A 16,916-nucleotide genomic window follows, 5' to 3' on the forward strand; every position below is an offset into this window, starting at 1 on the left:
TGCGAGGAGCTCAGTTGAATGCAGCAATGCCCGTGATCGCGCGACCGACGATGAGCGCGTGAATGTCGTGTGTTCCCTCGTAGGTGTTGACGACCTCGAGATTGACGAGATGGCGGGCGACCCCGAACTCGTCGCTGATGCCGTTGCCGCCCATCATGTCTCGTGCGGTCCGGGCGATATCGAGCGCCTTGCCGCAGGAATTGCGCTTCATGATCGACGTGATCTCCACGGGAGCAACGCCCTCGTCCTTGAGACGGCCGAGCCGCAGGCAGCCTTGGAGCCCGAGGGTGATCTCCGTCAGCATGTCCGCGAGCTTCTTCTGCACCAGCTGGTTCGCCGCGATCGGTCGGCCGAACTGCTTGCGGTCCATCACATATTGGCGGGCGCGCAGGTAACAGTCCTCGGCCGCGCCCAGCGCGCCCCAGGCGATGCCGTAGCGCGCGCTGTTCAGGCAGGTGAACGGTCCCTTGAGACCGCGCACCTCGGGAAATGCGTTCTCCTCTGGACAGAACACGTCATCGAGCACGATCTCCCCGGTGATCGAGGCGCGCAGCCCGACCTTGCCGTGGATCGCCGGCGCGCTGAGGCCCTTCCAGCCCTTCTCCAGCACGAAGCCGCGAATGGCGCCTTCATCGTCCTTCGCCCAGACCACGAACACGTCGGCGATCGGACTGTTGGTGATCCACATCTTCGCGCCGGACAGGCTGTAGCCACCGGCAACCTTGCGCGCCCGTGTGATCATGCTGCCCGGATCGGAGCCGTGGTTCGGCTCGGTCAGGCCGAAGCAGCCGATCCATTCACCGGACGCGAGCTTGGGAAGATATTTCTGCCGGGTGGCCTCGTTGCCGAACTCATGGATCGGAACCATGACCAGCGACGATTGCACGCTCATCATCGAGCGATAGCCGGAATCGACCCGCTCGACCTCGCGCGCAATCAGCCCATAGCAGACGTAGTTCAGGCCCGCGCCTCCATACTGCGACGGGATCGTCGGACCGAGCAGCCCGAGCTCGCCCATGCTTCTGAAGAGACGGGGGTCGGTCGTCTCATGGCGGAAGGCGTCCAGCACCTGCGGCAGCAGTTGCTCCTGGCAATAGGCATGCGCGGTGTCGCGGACGGCGCGCTCCTCATCGGTGATCTGCCCGTCGAGGGAAAGAGGATCGTCCCACTGGAAGATCTGGCGGGCCGTCATGGACATCGAGTGCTCCTGTCGAATGGAATGGAAGGGATCACATGGCCCGAAGCTAGCGGTGGACGAAGACGGGCTTGCGCTTGTCCAGGAAAGCCTTCATGCCTTCGCGCGCATCCGCAGTTGCAAAGCGGGCGTGGAGTTCGCGACGTTCGAAGAGCGTCCCTTCCCTCAGCGGCTGCTCGAAGGCGCGGTTCACGCATTCCTTGAGCGCCATCAGCGCTGGCGCGGAGAACGAGGCGATGCTCGACGCGAGCCGCAGGGTCTCCTCGCGAAGTCGTTCGTCGTCGACGACGCGGGCGACCAGGCCGTAGCGATCGGCTTCGTCGGCGTCGAGGGTGCGGGCCGACAGGCACATGTCCATGGCCTTCGCCTTACCGATCGCGCGAGGAAGCCGTTGCGTGCCGCCGGCGCCCGGCAGGAGACCGAGCTTGATCTCCGGCAGGCCGAACTTGGCGCTGCGGCCGGCGACGATGATGTCGCAGGCCAGCGCGAGCTCGCATCCACCGCCCAGCGCCAGCCCGGCGACGGCGGCAATGACGGGCTTGCGCACCCGACGAATGGTTTCCCAGTTGCGCGTGATGAAGTTGGAATTGTAGACGTCGCTGTAGCCCCAGTCCGCCATCGCTGCGACGTCGGCGCCGGCTGCGAATGCCTTTGCCGACCCCGCAATCACGATGACGCCGATCGCATCGTCGGCGTCCAGATCCAGCAAGGCCGCGCCGAGTCTGTCCATCAGCTCGTCGTTCAGCGCGTTCATCACCTTCGGACGGTTGAGCGTGACGATTCCGACGCGTCCGTCTCGTTCGACGAGTATGACTTCCTCTTGCACGCGCGTTCTCCATCGCGCCAAAGGCGCGTCTTGATTGGCAGGTTTGAAACGGGCGACCCGGAGTTCGGGACGCGTGACCGAGCCTAGAACTCGCCGGCTTTCAGCATGTCGCGCAGGCGGAATTTCTGGATCTTGCCGGACGGCGTCGACGGCATCGCGTCGCGCACGATCAGCTTTTCCGGAATGTACTGGATCGCGAGCTTGTGTGACTTGAGAAATTCGACCATCCCGGGGAACTCGATGGTCTGTCCGGCCTTGGGTACGATGACGGCGCATGCCCGCTCGCCGAGGCGCTCGTCGGGATAGGCTACGATCGCGACCTGTGCGACTGCGGGATGTTTGTAGAGCAGCGCCTCGAGCTCGACGACGGGAATGTTTTCTCCGCCACGAATGATGACGTCCTTCGAGCGTCCGCTGATCCGGATGTAGCCGGCGGGCGTGATGTAGGCCAGGTCTCCGGTATCGAACCAGCCTTCGGCGTCGGTGCCGTTCCACTGCGGCCGCTTGAGGTAGCCGCCGAAGTTCGAGCAGGCTCGCACGAGGAGCTTGCCGGACTGTCGCGGCGGCAGCGGCTTGCCGTCGGCGTCCACCACCTTCAGCTCGACGCCGGGGAGAGGGCAGCCATCGGTGGTCGAGGCGAGCTTGTCGTCGTCATCCAGGTTGATCAGCGTGACCGCGCCATTCTCCGTCATGCCCCAGGCCGAGACGATCTTGGCGCCGAGGCCCGCCTGGGCCTGCTCGGCCAGCGGACCTGGGATCGGCGCCCCCGCGCACAGGAAGCTCCTGAGAGAGGGCACCGGCTTGCCGGTCTCGGTCACGGTGCGGGTCAGATCCGTCAGGAACGGCGTGGACGCCATCGTGAAGGTCGCTTTCTCGGCGCGGATCAGGTCCACCGCCCGGTTCGGCTCCCAGACATCCTGCAGGACGGCGCTGGCCTTCAGCATGATCGGCATCATCAGGCCGTACATGAAGCCGGTCTGATGGGCCATCGGGGAGGCCATCAGGACCACGTCGTCGGCGCCGAGCTTCAGGCGCTGGGCATAGGGAATGATGTTGGCCATCAGCGTGTTCGCGCTGTGCATCACGCCTTTCGGCTCGCCCGTCGTTCCCGACGTATAGATGAGCTGCGTGATGTCGTCCGGGCCGGGCCGGGCCGAGCCGAGGATGGCTTTCGCATCGACCGCCGTCTCCCATTCCGGCACCGTCAGCAACGCGTCGAAATCGTCGGCGCCGCCGCCACCGATGACGACGAGCCGCGCAAGCGACGGAAGCTCGGGCATGAGCCCCCTCAGCATCGCCTCATGGTCGAAGTTGCGGAACATCTTAGGGACGATCATCACCTTGGCTTCGCCGTGCCGAAGCATGAAGGAGAGCTCGCGCTCCCGGAAGATCGGCATCAGCGGGTTGATGACGGCGCCGATCCGGCTGCAGGCAAGGTAGAGCAGCGTGAACTGCCACCAGTTGGGAAGCTGCATGGCAACGACGTCGTTGCGGCCGACGCCGAGGCGCGACAACCCGATCGCCATCCGGTCCGCCAGCGCTGCCATCTCGCGATAGGTGAAGCGACGCACGGTGTCGGTGTCGAGGCGGACTGCGGTCAAAGCGATCTTGTCCGGGCACGTCGCCAGACAGGCGTCAAGATCGTCGTTGATGGTTCGGTCGTGCCAGTGGCCATTGGCAATGCTGGCCGCGCGGCGCGGCCCGAGCAAGACGGCGTCGAATTCCATGGCTTCCCCTCCCGTTCGTTCGTTGTTTTGAAATCAAGCAGGCACGGCCGAGCGTCCCGCGCGCGCGCGTGCGATGATCGTCTTCATGATCTGCGCGGTGCCGTCACCGATCTGGAAGCCGAGCACGTCACGCAACCGCTGCTCCATGACGCCGCGGTCATAGCCGCCGTGGCCGTGCATCAGCAGGCATTGATGGATCGCGTCATAGGCGAGCTTCGGCGCCCACCACTTGCACATCGCCGCCTCGGCGCTGTGCGGAAGTCCCTTGTCCTTGAGCCATAGAGCCTGCAGGCAGAGCAGCCGCGCAGCCTCGACCTGCGTATCGAAATCCGCCAGAGGATGCGAGACGCCCTGGAACGCCGACAGGGTTTTGCCGAACGCCTGCCGCTGCGCGACATACTGCCAGGTCTCGTCGAGCGCCGCGCGCGCCACCGCCAGCACCTGCAGCCCGATCAGCGCGCGCGAAAAGTCGAACCCCTGCATCACCTGGACGAAGCCCTTGTTCTCGTCGCCGAGCCGGTGCGAGCCGGGGACGCGTACGTTCTCGAAGAACAGCGACCCGCGTCCAATGGCGCGCTGGCCGTGACAGTCGAACCGCGAGCGCGTGACGCCGGGCAGGTCGAGCGGGATCAGCAACGCGGTTATGCCATGTGCGCCGGTTTCGACCGTACCGGTCCGGCCGAACACGACGGCCGCATCGGCCTGGTCCGCAGCCGAGATCGAGGTCTTCTCGCCATTGACGATGTAGTCGTCGCCATCGCGCTCGATCCGCAGCCGCAGATTGGCCGCGTCGGATCCGCCGCGCGGCTCGGTGAGCGCAATCGCGAACAGGGCCTCGCCGGCGACGAGCCGCGTGAGCCAAGGTGCCACGATCTCGGACTTGCCGTGCTGTGACAGGATCTGCCCGTTCAGCGAGGCCAGCAGGTTGACGTATGACATCGACAGGTCTGCGCCGGCAATCTCCTCATGGATGACGCCGGCTGCGAGGGTCGCCATGCCGAGGCCGCCGAACTGCTCCGGCAGCTCCGGCGCGATGAAACCCATCGCGCCCATCTCCTTCATCAGGCCGCGATCGAGCACGCGGGTGCGGTCGCGCTCCTGAAATCCGGGAGCAAGCCTGTCCGCCGCGAAGCGGCGTGCCTGGTCGCCAAGCGCAACGAGGTCCTCGTCGAGATATGGATTCATCGGCACGTCCTCCAGGATCTGGTCACGTTCACACGCTTCCACCCCGGAGACGTCTCCGGGGCAGATGACACGGCATCGCCAGCGGCGATGCCGCCTGGGCTGCTACTTCACGAACTTCCGGAATTCCGGCTTCCGCTTTTCGGTGAGTGCCTTCACACCTTCGCGGGATTCCTCGGTGTCGTAGTAGAGCTTCAGGGCATACATCCCCATGCCGGCGATGCCGGCCTGGTGGGCCGTGTCCATGTTGAAGGAGCGCTTGGCGATGGCGATCGCGGTCGGGCTGCGTTCGCAGAGCTCCTCGCCCCACGCCTGCACCGTCCGGTCCAGCTCGTCGTGCGGCACGCAGAGGTTTGCCAGGCCCATCGCCTCGGCCTCTTTGCCGGAATAGCGCCGGCACATGTACCAGATCTCGCGCGCCTTCTTCTCCCCGACGACGCGCGCGAGGAAGGCAGTCCCGTAACCGGGGTCCACCGAGCCCATCTTGGGACCGACCTGACCGAAGATGGCCTTCTCAGAGCAGATGGTCATGTCGCAGATCGTCGCCAGCACGTTGCCGCCGCCGATCGCAAAACCCTGGACGCGCGCAATGACGGGCTTGGGAACGTCACGAATGGCCGTGTGCAGCTCCTCCATCGGCAGGCCGATCGTGCCGCGTCCGTCGTAGTTGCCGTCGTGCGCCGATTGGTCTCCGCCGGTGCAGAAGGCACGGTCGCCGGCGCCGGCGAGCACGATACAGCCGACATCCTTGTCGTAGCCCGCCTTGTACAGGGCCTTGATCAGCTCGTCGCAGGTCGTGCCGCGGAAGGCGTTCATCTTGTCGGGCCGGTTGATGGTGATCCAGGCGACGCCGTTGCGGACCTCGTAGATCAGATCCTGAAACTGCATGGTGTTCCTCCCGTCTTTGCTGGTTCAGCCGTTCATTGTCAGTCCGCCGGACACGCTGAGCACCTGTCCGGTCACGAATGCGGCGTCATCGCTGGCGAAGAACAGAATGGCGCCGGGCAAATCATCCGGCTGGCCAATGCGGCCCAGCGGGATCGAGCGCGTGAAGGCCTCGACCAGCTTCTCCGGATTTCCTGCCCCCTGCTTGTAGTCGGCGAACAGGGCCGTATCCGTCGGTCCTGGGCACACCACGTTCACCGTGATGTTGTGGCGGGAGTGCTCGCGCGCGATCGTCTTGGAAAAGGCGACGAGCCCGCCCTTGCAGGCCGCATAGACCGCCTCGCCCGAGGAGCCGACGCGCGCAGCGTCCGATGCGATGTTGACGATCCGGCCGGATCGGCGGGCCGCCATGCCGGGCAGCACGGCGTGGTGCATGTGCAGCGCACCCGTCAGATTGATCGCGATCAGCCGCTCCCAATCCTTCGGCTCGGTCTTGGTGAACGGCTTGAAGATGTCCCAGCCCGCATTGTTGACGAGGACATCGATCGGGCCGAGCTTTGCCTCGGCGGCAGCGAGCGCGGCATCGACGCTCGCGCGGTCGGTGATGTCACAGCGAAAGGCCTCGGCCGTTTGCCCGGCGGCGCGTATGCCGGCCGCGACCGCTTCGGCAGCTTCGGGGTTGAGATCGAAGACAGCGACCTTCGCACCTTCGGCCGCGAACCGGCGGCATGTCGCGCCCCCGATTCCACCGCCGCCGCCGGTCACGATGACGGTCCTGCCGTTGAAACGTGCCATCCTCACATCCTCCCGTATTGAAATTGCCGGAGTCGCCTTTTTGAGCGATCTTCGCTTGAGCAGCGACTAATTATGCAACATATTGTCGTATCTATCATGCGCCTAGGATGGGCGCAAGTGGAGCATTCATGGAAAATCCCGCAGTTTCGACTGAAAGTACTCGAGAGACCAAGATCCAGTTGGCTAACCGATTGTTTTTTCGGCTCTATCAATGCGCTAATATGTTGCATAAAACGGGGTCGCGGGCCGTGCAGGAGGAGGGGCTGACGACCCAGCAATGGGCCGTGCTCGGCGCGCTGTCCCGCCCCAAGGCACAGAACGGGATGAGCATCGGCGACCTTGCCGAATACCTCATGGTCAGCCGGCAGAACCTCGCGGGACTTGTCGGCCGCATGGAGCGCGACGGACACGTGACGATTGCTCAGGACGAGCGCGACCGCAGATCACGGCTCGTCATGATGACGGAGACCGGCCGCCACGTCTGGCAGACATTGGCGCTCCCGAAAATCCATACCTATTACGATCACGTGCTGGCGGATTTCTCCGTCAACGATACGGTGCACGCTCTGCATTATCTGCTGAAAATCCTCGAGAACATGAAGAAGCTCGACGAGGGCGACAATCCATCCGAAGACGAATAGACGTGAGCGCTACAAGAATAGAACCGCTTCACCGGAGTTGAATGCAGAGAAAATCGATAGACCTCGCCGTAGGCTCGGAAGCTCTGAGCTGAGTCGCTACCAGTCATTCGGCTGGCTCGTTGCCCTCAACCAGCTCATCCGCGCTGGCGGCTGCCAAAAGTTGGACGGATCAACTGAGGGAATTGTCTTCCTTGGCGGAGCCGCGTGCGACAATCTGCAGAGCATGATCGGCCAATGGGCGCTGCAGCGCCTTGGCCTCGTCCCACGGCGCCCGCAACCAGACGTCGCGCTCTTCATCCGTCGTCAGGATCACCGGCATCGCCTTGGGGTGGATCGGAGCCACGACCGCGTTGGGTTCTGTCGTAAGAAAACCGTAGACCAGATGAGGGCCGGGGATCGGCTTGGACTTTGTTCCGCGGTCGCCTTTGAACTCGGTCCATATACCGGCGAAGCTGGTCAAGGGGCGATCATCGGACAGCGCAAACCAGACCACATCCTTCTTCTTCGTCTCGGGGTTCGGCTCCGGCGCATATTCGGCAAAGCTGTTGAAGGGCACGAGACATCGTTGCTCTGGCTTCAGCCAGCCGCGCCAGTGGGTCGATGAGGTGTTGCGGATATTGGTCACAGGTGGCCCGCCGGTCCGCGGAGGTGGCGGCATTCCCCAGCGCATCATCACCATCTCGCGGCCGTCTCCGTTGCCGCGGATGACCGGGGCAGGGTAGTCCGGGAACACACCGGCCATTGAGGGGAGATTACCCTCGTATCTGCGGACAACCCGAAACAGTGCTGCGATGGCAGCCTGGTTCGTCGTGATCGAATAGAGATTGCACATCAGTCGCGAGGCCCGGGATCAAAGGTTGTCGCGGACGGCATATGGCTGGCACGGATGTGCACGACTGTCGTCGTCAGGTCGATCACCGCGCCGCAGAAGCAGCGCGAGCGGCCCGATGGGGTCTGCGTCGGCAGTCGGCACCCAGCGTCCCACATCGCGTATTTCCAGGCTGTGAAGGCGTGATCCTTACGCCATTCATCGAAGTCTTGTGGCGAACGGTTGGACAGGAAGACGCGCCATGACGCCTCGAACGCCTCACGCGCCTGGTCATAGCTGCGAGCGCTGCCGACCGTCTGCTCGCCAGGATGGCTGCCCGGATAGAAGCCGCAGAACCATTGCCAGGACGGCGAGCCGGAAGGACCTTCCGTGCGCTTGGCAATCGTGCCGGCCTGGACATCCCCGAAATAGATGCGCCAGGTCTCATTCGGTGCTTGTGGATCGCGGCGGCGGGTCAGGCTGGTCATGCCAGCATTGATTCCAGCGCCGCGGCGGAAAGGAAAGCCGCTAACTCTGGGGGCGCCATGCCTTGTGTCCCCCAGCAATTGGCTGAACGGGCTTTTCGGAACTCGGACGGGACCGCCAGGACGCTGCCGCGGAGGGCCAGACTGCCAAACTTTGAGCATGCTTTGGCATTATCGGTTCTTGATACGTCGCCCCTTCTTGTTGAGATCCACTGCCGGCGGCGTCGGCTTCAACAGGTCTGCCGGTTCGACACCGAGCCCAGCCGCGAGGGCGGCGAGCACGTCGATCGAAACGGCATTGCGGCTTCTCTCAACCAAGCTGATATAGGTCCGATCGATGTCGGCGCGGTGGGCGAGCTCCTCCTGCGAAATGCCTTTGGTTCGGCGCAGGCGCTTCAAGTTGGCGGCCAGGACGTCTCGGATGTTCATCTCCAAGACAGCACAGGCTTGTCGAGTATTTAACCACGGAGTATTTTCTGCAATTCGGGACCAAACGATTGATTACGTTGGCTAATGGCTTGGTCCACATCGGTTGTAGAGCTACTCGCGTTTGCTGTCGGCCAAAGCGAAGTTGTGTTTGCCTTTGTAGGTTTCTGACCGATGTCCTTTCCCCCGCTCGATCCCGATGTCGCTGACGTGGCTCCGTCCGATCCCGTCCTGACGTCCTATGACGAGGAGCACCTCGTCACTTATCTCCGCCTTCTCGATGCGCAGAAGGCAGGTGCGGACTGGGAAGAGGTCGCCCAGATCGTTCTGCACATTGATCCGGTCCGCGAACCCGAACGTGCGCGCCGAGCGTTCGATACGCATCTTGCGCGGGCAAAGTGGTTGTCGGAGGAAGGCTACAAGGGCTTCCTACGTAGTCCTCCAGAGACCTGAAGTTGTGCAACCAGGACGGAACTCGATCGCCTCAAGCAATCGTGTAGTTGGTTGTGGCAGTAGTCCGCATCCATGTACCTGCACGAGTCGAGAATCTCTTCAACAATCTTAAATGGCGCCATTATTGGCCTATTGCGTTGCAGTCCTAACCTGATGAGGACAGCACGATGTCGGAATTCGATTGGCGCGCACCCAAGGCCTACGCGAACATTCATCGCGCGGACCGCCCAGGCTTCGCTTGGGAGAGTGTTCGCCGATCACCGAACTATTGTACGCAGTTCTCGGCGATAGCTCATCCTGATCGCAGCGCGCCTGCGAGCTTCCGGAAGCATTGGGGGTTGATATTTCGCCGCTGATCCCGCGCTGCCGTTCGATGCCCAGCCCGTGTTCTGGGCGCCTGAGGAGTTGTCGACTGTTTTGGCGCTTGTCGAAATCGGCACGCGTGTGCCGGCCGTTGCGCCGACCGTAAAGCTGCCGTCGTTCGCGCCGGACCAACTGCGCCGTGCGAGAGACGGATGGCATGTCGTCGTGCAAATCGGCGCGAGCCAACACCGCGTCTGGCTGCGGAGGAAGCCGTTGAGCACGGTGTCCTACGCGGTGCTGCTGCCCTACGATCGCGACTTCAAGATGCGCAACGAGGCTGCCAACCGTCTCTGGCGTGCCCTGCGTGCGCAGCCGCTTGGACCCGCCTCCGACGGCTTGACGGAGCAGCGCCGCACGCGCCTGGTGCTGATCTTGCGCGCGCTCGACGGCTGGCAGCAGGGTAATAATCATCGAACGATTGCAGAAGTGCTGTTCGGCGCAGCGCGCATTCCTGCGCGCACTTGGAAAACGAGCGAAGTGCGCAGCCTCACCCGACGTTTGGTTGAGGACGGCCTGTCCTTGATCCGCGGAGGATATCGACAGTTCCTGCGGCCGCCGCGCAAGGACGACTAGCTTTCCGCATTCTAAGGGAGGTGGCCGGAAACGGTCCCCTCGACCTGCGGCCTCCCCCTTCGCCGGCCTACGCCTCCATCATGGCCGCCGACACGCAACGTCGCTCGATCGTTGCGCGAGGCTCTCCTGGAGGTGCAAAATGCCCGATCCCGTCGCCGGCCTGCCGCCACGGTTTCTCCGAACGCCCGAAGCTGCGCGCTATCTCGGCCTGTCCGGCCGCACCCTCGAGAAGCACCGGACCTACGGCACCGGTCCGACCTATCGCAAGATCGGCGGTCGCGTTGTCTACGCGCTCGAAGACCTCAAGGCTTGGGCCGACCGCGGCACCAAGACCTCGACCGCCGATCCAGGGCAGGGCACCGTGCTGCCGGCCAAAAAGCATTCAGGCCTCGTGCGATACGCCGGCTACGAACCGCCCGCGCAGCGCTCGAGGGGGGCTTAGCGATGCGCGACAGCTGGCGCGCCGAGCGCGAGCAGCTCGAGCTGTTTCGTGCGCTGCCGGGCGATCTCGCGCCTCGCGACGCGCAGGATCTGATGGCCTATCCGTTCTTCTCGCTTGCCAAGAGCAGGCGCGTCGTCCCGATCGATTTTCGCGCAGGGACAATCACGATCCGCGTCGAGGCGGTCCCGGAGCACGGGATGGCGACGATCTGGGATGCGGACGTGCTGATATGGGCGGCGTCGCAGATCGTCGAAGCGCGCGATGCGGGCCTGAGAACCTCGCGTCTGATGGCGGCGACGCCGCACGAGATCCTGACCTTCGTCGGACGCGGGACCGGCGCACGCGATTACGATCGTCTCAAGGCGGGGCTCGATCGCCTGCAGGCGACGACCGTGCTGACGTCGATCCGCCAGCTCACGGAACGGCGGCGGCATCGTTTCTCCTGGATCAACGAATGGCGGGAGACGGCGGATGCCCATGGCAAGCCCTCCGGTCTGCAGCTGATCCTGCCGGACTGGTTCTATTCGGGCGTTCTCGACAACGCGCTCGTGCTCACGATCGACCGCGCATATTTCGACCTGACGGGCGGGCTGGAGCGATGGCTCTATCGGCTCGTGCGCAAACACGGCGGACGCCAGGAAGGCGGCTGGAGCTTCGACGTCGCGCATCTGCACGCCAAGTCGGGCAGCCTGTCGCCGCTGAAGCATTTTGCCTACGACCTGCGTGACATAGTCCACCGTCAGACGCTGCCCGGCTACCGGCTCGCCATCGAGCCCGGATTGCGAGACCGGGAGCGGCTCTCCTTTGCTCCCGTTCCCGAAGACCGGTTCGCCGCGCGTCTGCGCAAGCGCGGCATCAGCACTGCCTCTGGGGAAAACCTGTGAATCAGCTCGTGCTATCGGGGACCAAAACCCTCGTGCTATCGGGGACCGGATCCTCGTGCTATCGGGGACCGAAATCGGTCAAAACCGGCGTCAGTTCAATTGCTTGGCCGGCCCTTAACTTTACTAACAAGGAATCCTTCGGATTCCTTCTAACGGACAGCGCATGTTGCACGCCTGGTGATGACCAGCGCGCGCAGCCTCGGCGCGGCGTCCCTGGGCTTGATCGGGCCCGGAACCCTGGGGGCGGCTACACGGTCTCGCCGGCCGTCCGGGATTGCGCAGATCAGTCCATCTGCTCTCGCCGGAGGGCGGCATGAGCGACCTCACACAGGTGGAGTTGCTCTGGCTCGAGAAGCGGATCGAGAACTGGATTCGGTTCGGCCATGCGGTCGAAGAGACCATCATCGACAAGCGTCGGCGCGTTCTGTCGTTCGCGCCTGGCAGCATCTTCGCGTTCGTGCGGTGGGCATCGAACGACTTCGGAACCGTTGTCTCGCGTATCGAGATCGTCAGGGCAGTCGCACCGGGACAGGCATACACCACCGTGCCGTTCGTCCGCCCCGGCGGCGAGATCCTATTGCGGCTTGCCGGTTGGCCGAAAGTCGAAGCCGTGTTGCAGCGGATCGACAGGGTAGAGGCGCTCGGTATCGATCCAGCCGAGGCCGCGCCTGACTACTGGCAGCACATTCACAACCGCCTGTCCGCTCACGACGTGCCGCGCGACTACACGCGCGGACGGCATCAGGCGTGGCTGCACCGGCGGAGGTTTGCGCGATGACGACAGATGCTGTGCTCCGCCTTGCGCTCATCGGAGTGGCTGCCATCGCCGTGTCGGCCGTGCCGCAGTCGTCGACCGTCCGCTTTGTCTGGAACCTCTCTGCAAGCGTCCCGACGGGTCTCTACCGTCTGCACTCTAGCGGCGATCGCTCCATCGGCGAGATCGTCGCGGTGCAGCCGCCGCAGCCGCTCGCCAATTTCCTGGCGAGCCGAGGCTACCTGCCGCGCGGCGTACCGATGATGAAGCATCTCGCGGCTCTGCCCGGACAGGTCATCTGCAGGCACGGATTCGCGATTCTCATCGACGCAGTCGAGGTGGGCCAGGCGCAAGAGCGTGACAGTCAGGGGCGGGCACTACCGGTGTGGCAGGGCTGCCGAACTCTTGCCAAAGGCGAAGCCTTCCTGATGAACACGCGGTCGGCCATCTCCCTTGATGGGCGGTATTTCGGCGTACTGCCGGCGTCCGCCATCATCGGCCGCGCCGAGCCGCTGTGGGTGAGTGGGGAGCAGTGACAATGCACCACGGTCGCCGGCCGTTCGATGCTCGTTCGATCGCTCAGACGTCCGCTGGGTCGTTCGTCGCGGTCAGGTCTTGGGTCGTCGTCCGGAGCCACGGGCAGGGCATCATCATCGCTGCAGTCCTCGCATGGTCGGTTGTCTTCGGCGCGACAGCACAAGCCTCGCCGTCGGCCTCCCGTCTGCACGCCGTGAGCAGGTCCTCTGTTGAGGCATTTGCAGGTTCTGTGAGCGAAGCTGCGCATCGGTTCGATATTCCTGAGCGCTGGATCTACGCCGTCATGCGCATCGAAAGCGGCGGTGATCGGTGGGCGCGCTCGTCGAAGGGCGCCATTGGCCTGATGCAGATCATGCCGGAGACCTGGCGCGATTTGCGCGCCCGTTACGGCCTTGGGGCTGATCCCTTCGATCCTCACGACAACATTCTGGCGGGTGCAGCCTATCTTCGTGAGCTGCACGACCGTTATGGATCGCCGGGGTTCCTCGCAGCCTACAATGCGGGTCCAGGGCGGTATGAACGTCATCTGGCGACGGGCCGGCCGCTGCCGGACGAGACGCGAGCCTACGTCGCGAAGCTCTCGTCGGCCGTCGCCGGTGTGCAAGCCCAACGCCCTGTCGATGTTGTCCGAGCGGCAGCTTTCTCGCTTGCGGATTTGTTCGTCCCGCGCGGTTCGCAACGCATGGCCGACGATCAGACTGTAGCCGGCAAGCGCTCGAACAGATCATTGCGTGTCGCCCGCCGCGGCGATCTCTCGTCTCTCCTGCCGCAGTCGCATGCGTTGTTTTCTCGGCATGCCGGCGGAAATCTCTGGCGATGAGCGAACGCACCCCTCTTCGCGGCCTGTCGTAGATCATCGCATGTTGGAGAGGAATCAGGTGAAGGCCGGAAAGCTCGACCACGGATTGCGAGATAAAAGCGCCGACGGCCGTCGGGCGCATGTGGTTGGTTGGACTCGTGTTTCAGGCGTGATCCAGATCAGGCCGGCTGGCGCTTCACGGCGAAAGCATCGGCAAATCAATCAAGCGAGCGCCGTCGGCCAAGCCGGCCTGTCGCCGAGGTCGACATGAGCCGGGACGAGAGCGACTTCCGTGTTCGTCCCGGTCGGATCAGGAACGCCGGCCGTGGCCCAGCCAAACCGAAGAGCTTTGTTGGCCAGGTCATGCGGGCTGCGAGGAAAGCTGGCCACACCGGCAAGGGCTTTGGCCGGGAGGGACGAAGGGCCGGAGCGCGGTTCGGGCGCGGGCGGTCTGCTGCCCTGGCATTGTCACTGCGTTCGCCGACGCGCCGGGTCGTGATCAAGGCGCGCGTGGTCCGGCACAGGGGTACGAAGTTCCGCTTGGCGCCGCTCGCCAAACACATCAGCTATCTCAAACGCGACGGCGTCACGCGCGACGGCGCTGATGCCGCCATGTTCGACGCGCGATCGGACCCGGCCGATGAGCGGGCGTTCGCTGCCAGCGTCGAAAGCGACCGTCATCATTTTCGCTTCATTGTCTCGCCGGAGGATGCCGCGGACATGCAGGATCTGCAGGGCTTCACCCGCGAGCTGATGCGCGATGCCGAGCGCGATCTCGGGACGCGGCTGGAGTGGATCGCGGTCGACCATTGGAACACGGACAATCCGCACGTCCATGTTCTCGTACGCGGCCGGAGCGATGACGGCCAGGATCTCGTCATTAGCCGCGACTATATCAGCCGCGGATTTCGCGAGCGGGCAGCGGAGCGTGTCGGTCTTGAGCTCGGGCCGCGCAGCGAGCACGAGATCAAGTCGGTTCTTGAGCGCGAGGTCGATGCCGAGCGCTGGACCGGGCTCGATCGCACGCTTCGCGCTGTGGCCGACGAAGGAGCTGGCGTGGCCGATCTTCGCCCAGCGGCCCGCGGGGAAGATCCAGAGCTGCGAAGCCTGATGACCGGCAGGGCGGCCCGGCTGGAGCGTCTTGGTCTCGCCGAGCAGATCGCGCCGGGGCGTTGGACGCTGAAGCCGGGTCTCGAGGAGACGTTGCGCGATCTTGCGCTCCGCCGCGATATCATCAAAACCATGCACCGGGCCATCGCCGGCTTCGGCCGGGAGCCCGACGTCGCGGGCTTTGCGCTGCATGGCGATCAGCCGGCCGATCCAGTTCTCGGCCGCCTCGTGGCGCGTGGTCTCCACGACGAGCTCAAGGGCTCGGCCTATGCCATCGTGGACGGCGTCGATGGCCGAACCCATCATCTCAAATTCGCCGATCTCGAGCTGACCGGCGATGCTCAATTGGGAGCGATCGTCGAGGCGCGGGTCTACGACGATGCCCAGGGTCGCAAGCGGCTATCGCTGGCGACACGATCAGATCTCGCGCTCGACGCCCAGGTGAGGGCGGATGGTGCGACATGGCTCGATCGGCAATTGCTGGCGCGCGAGCCTGTTGCTGCTGCCGGGGGCTTCGGGGCGGACGTCCGGGCCGCCATGGAACGCCGGATCGATCATCTGGCCGCTGAGGGTCTCGCTCGCCGGCAAGGGCAGCAGGTCGTGTTCGCGCGCGATCTGCTCACCACCCTGCGCCAGCGCGAGCTGAATGTCGCCGCATCCAGGCTTTCCGCCGAGACGGCGCTGGCCTACCGGCCGATCGGCGAAGGCGATCCCATCGCGGGCATCTACCGTCAGCGCGTGACCTTGGCGTCCGGTCGCTTCGCCATGATCGACGACGGGCTCGGCTTTCAGCTCGTGCCTTGGCGTCCGGCACTTGAACAGCAGCTCGGGCGCGAGGTGCGCGGGATCGCCATCAGCGGCGGCGGCGTAAGCTGGAGCTTTGGACGCAAGCTCGGCCTCGGCCTCTGATCGCCCCTGAGATATCGAAATGGCATGGGGCTGACCACCAGGGAGGCTTGGACGCCCCGGTTATTCCGCGAGATTCTGCGCAAGACTACGACGAGCATCGTTGAGGCATTGCCTCGCTTGTATCTCGTCGGCTCCTTCGTCCCACGAGCGCAGATATGTAACGGGGGACGATCACGATGCCGTATATCGATGCTGGCGGGGTCAAGCTCTATGTCGAGGAAACCGGCCAGGGCCGTCCGATCATTTTTGCTCACGAGTTCGGCTCCGACTTGCGAAGCTGGGATCCGCAGGTCAGTCACTTCGCGAAAAGCCACCGCTGCATCGTCTACAACGCACGGGGCTACCCGCCCAGCGGTGTTCCTGAGGATGCCGCGCTGTACGGCTGGGAGCATGCCGTCGGCGATATCGATGCGGTGATGCGCGGACTTGGGCTCGACCGGGCTCATCTGGTCGGGGCCAGCATGGGCGCCTATGCCGCCCTGCAGTTCGGACTACGATACCCGGGACGGGCCAGTGCCATCGTTGCCGCAGCCGCAGGATCCGGCTGTTCGCCGTCGCAGCGCGAGCAATGGCTGAAGCAGACATCGACACTGGCGCGATCGCTCATCGATCGCGGTCTGGATGTGACGGCGGACAGGATCGCGCACAGTCCGACGCGCATTCAGCTCAAGCACAAAAATCCCCGGGCATGGCGGGAGTTCGCGGACCGGCTTGGGCGGTTGTCCGCACGGGGACTGTCGACGACCATGGTCCGCTATCAGATGTTGCGTCCGTCGCTGCACGACTCCAGGGACAGCTTGGCGACATTGGCGATCCCGGTGTTGCTCGCTGTCGGTGACGAGGACACGCCCTGTCTCGATACCAACCTGATGCTGAAGGCGTGCCTGCCCGACGCCGGCCTTTGGATCTGTCCGAACACCGGCCACACGATCAATCTGGAAGAGCCGGCTGCGTTCAACGCGCAAGTTGAGGGCTTCTTGGATGCCGTCGAGCGTGGCTGCTGGCGTCGTGGCTACTCCCTATCGGTAGAGCGCTACCGAGGTCCCGACGTCAAGCACGCCGGTCCCTCAGTCCCTGTGGCGCAGCGCCGATAGCGCAGAGCCGTCGATCGGCTCGCGGGCA

At 64.3% G+C, this 16,916-nt stretch carries 20 protein-coding genes; 11 read left to right on the forward strand and 9 right to left on the reverse strand.

The features are described from left to right. Positions 1 to 10: 10 nt before the first annotated feature. From QX108_RS23835 to badH, 6 genes are all read right to left on the reverse strand, one after another. Complete coding sequence (locus QX108_RS23835) at positions 11 to 1,192, reverse strand: acyl-CoA dehydrogenase (RefSeq protein WP_409998553.1); 1,182 nt, start codon at positions 1,190 to 1,192, stop codon at positions 11 to 13. Between the two features lie 52 nt (positions 1,193 to 1,244). Next, on the reverse strand, positions 1,245 to 2,021 hold the full coding sequence (locus QX108_RS23840) for an enoyl-CoA hydratase (RefSeq protein WP_315783235.1): 777 nt from the start codon (positions 2,019 to 2,021) through the stop codon (positions 1,245 to 1,247). An 83-nt stretch (positions 2,022 to 2,104) separates the two neighbouring features. After that, positions 2,105 to 3,748, reverse strand: coding sequence for a cyclohexanecarboxylate-CoA ligase (gene aliA / locus QX108_RS23845; RefSeq protein WP_315783237.1), 1,644 nt, complete (start codon positions 3,746 to 3,748; stop codon positions 2,105 to 2,107). A gap of 33 nt (positions 3,749 to 3,781) precedes the next feature. Further along, a complete protein-coding gene (gene aliB, locus QX108_RS23850) occupies positions 3,782 to 4,933 on the reverse strand; it encodes a cyclohexanecarboxyl-CoA dehydrogenase (protein WP_315783239.1) in 1,152 nt (383 codons plus the stop codon). 102 nt (positions 4,934 to 5,035) lie between these two features. Then, positions 5,036 to 5,818, reverse strand: a complete 783-nt coding sequence (badI, locus tag QX108_RS23855) for a 2-ketocyclohexanecarboxyl-CoA hydrolase (protein ID WP_315783241.1) — start codon at positions 5,816 to 5,818, stop codon at positions 5,036 to 5,038. Positions 5,819 to 5,842: 24 nt separating this feature from the next. Continuing rightward, complete coding sequence (gene badH / locus QX108_RS23860; RefSeq protein WP_315783243.1) at positions 5,843 to 6,610, reverse strand: 2-hydroxycyclohexanecarboxyl-CoA dehydrogenase; 768 nt, start codon at positions 6,608 to 6,610, stop codon at positions 5,843 to 5,845. Positions 6,611 to 6,738: 128 nt separating this feature from the next. Here badH and QX108_RS23865 point away from each other — a divergent pair, with 128 nt between their 5' ends. Then, positions 6,739 to 7,251: a MarR family transcriptional regulator gene (locus tag QX108_RS23865; protein ID WP_315783245.1), complete on the forward strand. Its 513-nt coding sequence runs from the start codon at positions 6,739 to 6,741 to the stop codon at positions 7,249 to 7,251. 169 nt (positions 7,252 to 7,420) lie between these two features. Here QX108_RS23865 and QX108_RS23870 read toward each other — a convergent pair whose 3' ends face one another. The 3 genes from QX108_RS23870 to QX108_RS23880 all read right to left on the reverse strand — a co-directional run bounded on the left by QX108_RS23870 (position 7,421) and on the right by QX108_RS23880 (position 8,973). Next, positions 7,421 to 8,083: an SOS response-associated peptidase gene (locus tag QX108_RS23870; protein WP_315783247.1), complete on the reverse strand. Its 663-nt coding sequence runs from the start codon at positions 8,081 to 8,083 to the stop codon at positions 7,421 to 7,423. Then, positions 8,083 to 8,547, reverse strand: coding sequence for a hypothetical protein (locus tag QX108_RS23875; RefSeq protein ID WP_315783249.1), 465 nt, complete (start codon positions 8,545 to 8,547; stop codon positions 8,083 to 8,085). Before QX108_RS23875 ends, QX108_RS23870 begins: the two co-directional genes overlap by 1 nt. A 168-nt stretch (positions 8,548 to 8,715) precedes the next feature. Continuing rightward, on the reverse strand, positions 8,716 to 8,973 hold the full coding sequence (locus tag QX108_RS23880; protein ID WP_315783251.1) for a helix-turn-helix transcriptional regulator: 258 nt from the start codon (positions 8,971 to 8,973) through the stop codon (positions 8,716 to 8,718). Positions 8,974 to 9,144: 171 nt separating this feature from the next. Between QX108_RS23880 and QX108_RS23885 the strand changes: the two genes are divergently transcribed. The 10 genes from QX108_RS23885 (at position 9,145) to QX108_RS23930 (ending at position 16,888) form a co-directional block, all read left to right on the forward strand. Next, positions 9,145 to 9,423 carry a DNA -binding domain-containing protein gene (locus QX108_RS23885; protein WP_315783253.1) on the forward strand — a complete coding sequence of 93 codons (279 nt, stop codon included), beginning with the start codon at positions 9,145 to 9,147 and terminating at the stop codon, positions 9,421 to 9,423. 167 nt (positions 9,424 to 9,590) lie between these two features. Continuing rightward, positions 9,591 to 9,779 (forward strand): transcriptional regulator domain-containing protein, encoded by a 189-nt coding sequence (locus QX108_RS23890; protein WP_315783255.1) that lies wholly within the window; start codon positions 9,591 to 9,593, stop codon positions 9,777 to 9,779. Positions 9,780 to 9,840: 61 nt separating this feature from the next. After that, positions 9,841 to 10,359: a DUF2285 domain-containing protein gene (locus QX108_RS23895; protein WP_315783257.1), complete on the forward strand. Its 519-nt coding sequence runs from the start codon at positions 9,841 to 9,843 to the stop codon at positions 10,357 to 10,359. A 139-nt stretch (positions 10,360 to 10,498) separates the two neighbouring features. Next, positions 10,499 to 10,801: a helix-turn-helix domain-containing protein gene (locus QX108_RS23900; protein ID WP_315783259.1), complete on the forward strand. Its 303-nt coding sequence runs from the start codon at positions 10,499 to 10,501 to the stop codon at positions 10,799 to 10,801. A 2-nt stretch (positions 10,802 to 10,803) separates the two neighbouring features. Continuing rightward, positions 10,804 to 11,685, forward strand: a complete 882-nt coding sequence (locus QX108_RS23905; RefSeq protein ID WP_315783261.1) for a replication initiator protein A — start codon at positions 10,804 to 10,806, stop codon at positions 11,683 to 11,685. A 313-nt stretch (positions 11,686 to 11,998) separates the two neighbouring features. Beyond that, positions 11,999 to 12,463, forward strand: a complete 465-nt coding sequence (locus QX108_RS23910; RefSeq protein WP_315783263.1) for a DUF2840 domain-containing protein — start codon at positions 11,999 to 12,001, stop codon at positions 12,461 to 12,463. Further along, positions 12,460 to 12,975, forward strand: a complete 516-nt coding sequence (locus QX108_RS23915) for a S26 family signal peptidase (RefSeq protein WP_315783265.1) — start codon at positions 12,460 to 12,462, stop codon at positions 12,973 to 12,975. Before QX108_RS23910 ends, QX108_RS23915 begins: the two co-directional genes overlap by 4 nt. 2 nt (positions 12,976 to 12,977) lie before the next feature. Then, complete coding sequence (locus tag QX108_RS23920) at positions 12,978 to 13,796, forward strand: lytic transglycosylase domain-containing protein (protein ID WP_315783267.1); 819 nt, start codon at positions 12,978 to 12,980, stop codon at positions 13,794 to 13,796. 246 nt (positions 13,797 to 14,042) lie between these two features. Then, positions 14,043 to 15,794 (forward strand): relaxase/mobilization nuclease domain-containing protein, encoded by a 1,752-nt coding sequence (locus QX108_RS23925; protein ID WP_315783269.1) that lies wholly within the window; start codon positions 14,043 to 14,045, stop codon positions 15,792 to 15,794. Positions 15,795 to 15,970: 176 nt separating this feature from the next. Beyond that, on the forward strand, positions 15,971 to 16,888 hold the full coding sequence (locus QX108_RS23930) for an alpha/beta hydrolase (protein WP_315783271.1): 918 nt from the start codon (positions 15,971 to 15,973) through the stop codon (positions 16,886 to 16,888). Positions 16,889 to 16,916 lie beyond the last annotated feature (28 nt).

Source organism: Bradyrhizobium sp. SZCCHNR1002, assembly GCF_032381435.1.
GTDB classification, from domain to species: Bacteria; Pseudomonadota; Alphaproteobacteria; order Rhizobiales; family Xanthobacteraceae; genus Bradyrhizobium; species Bradyrhizobium aeschynomenes.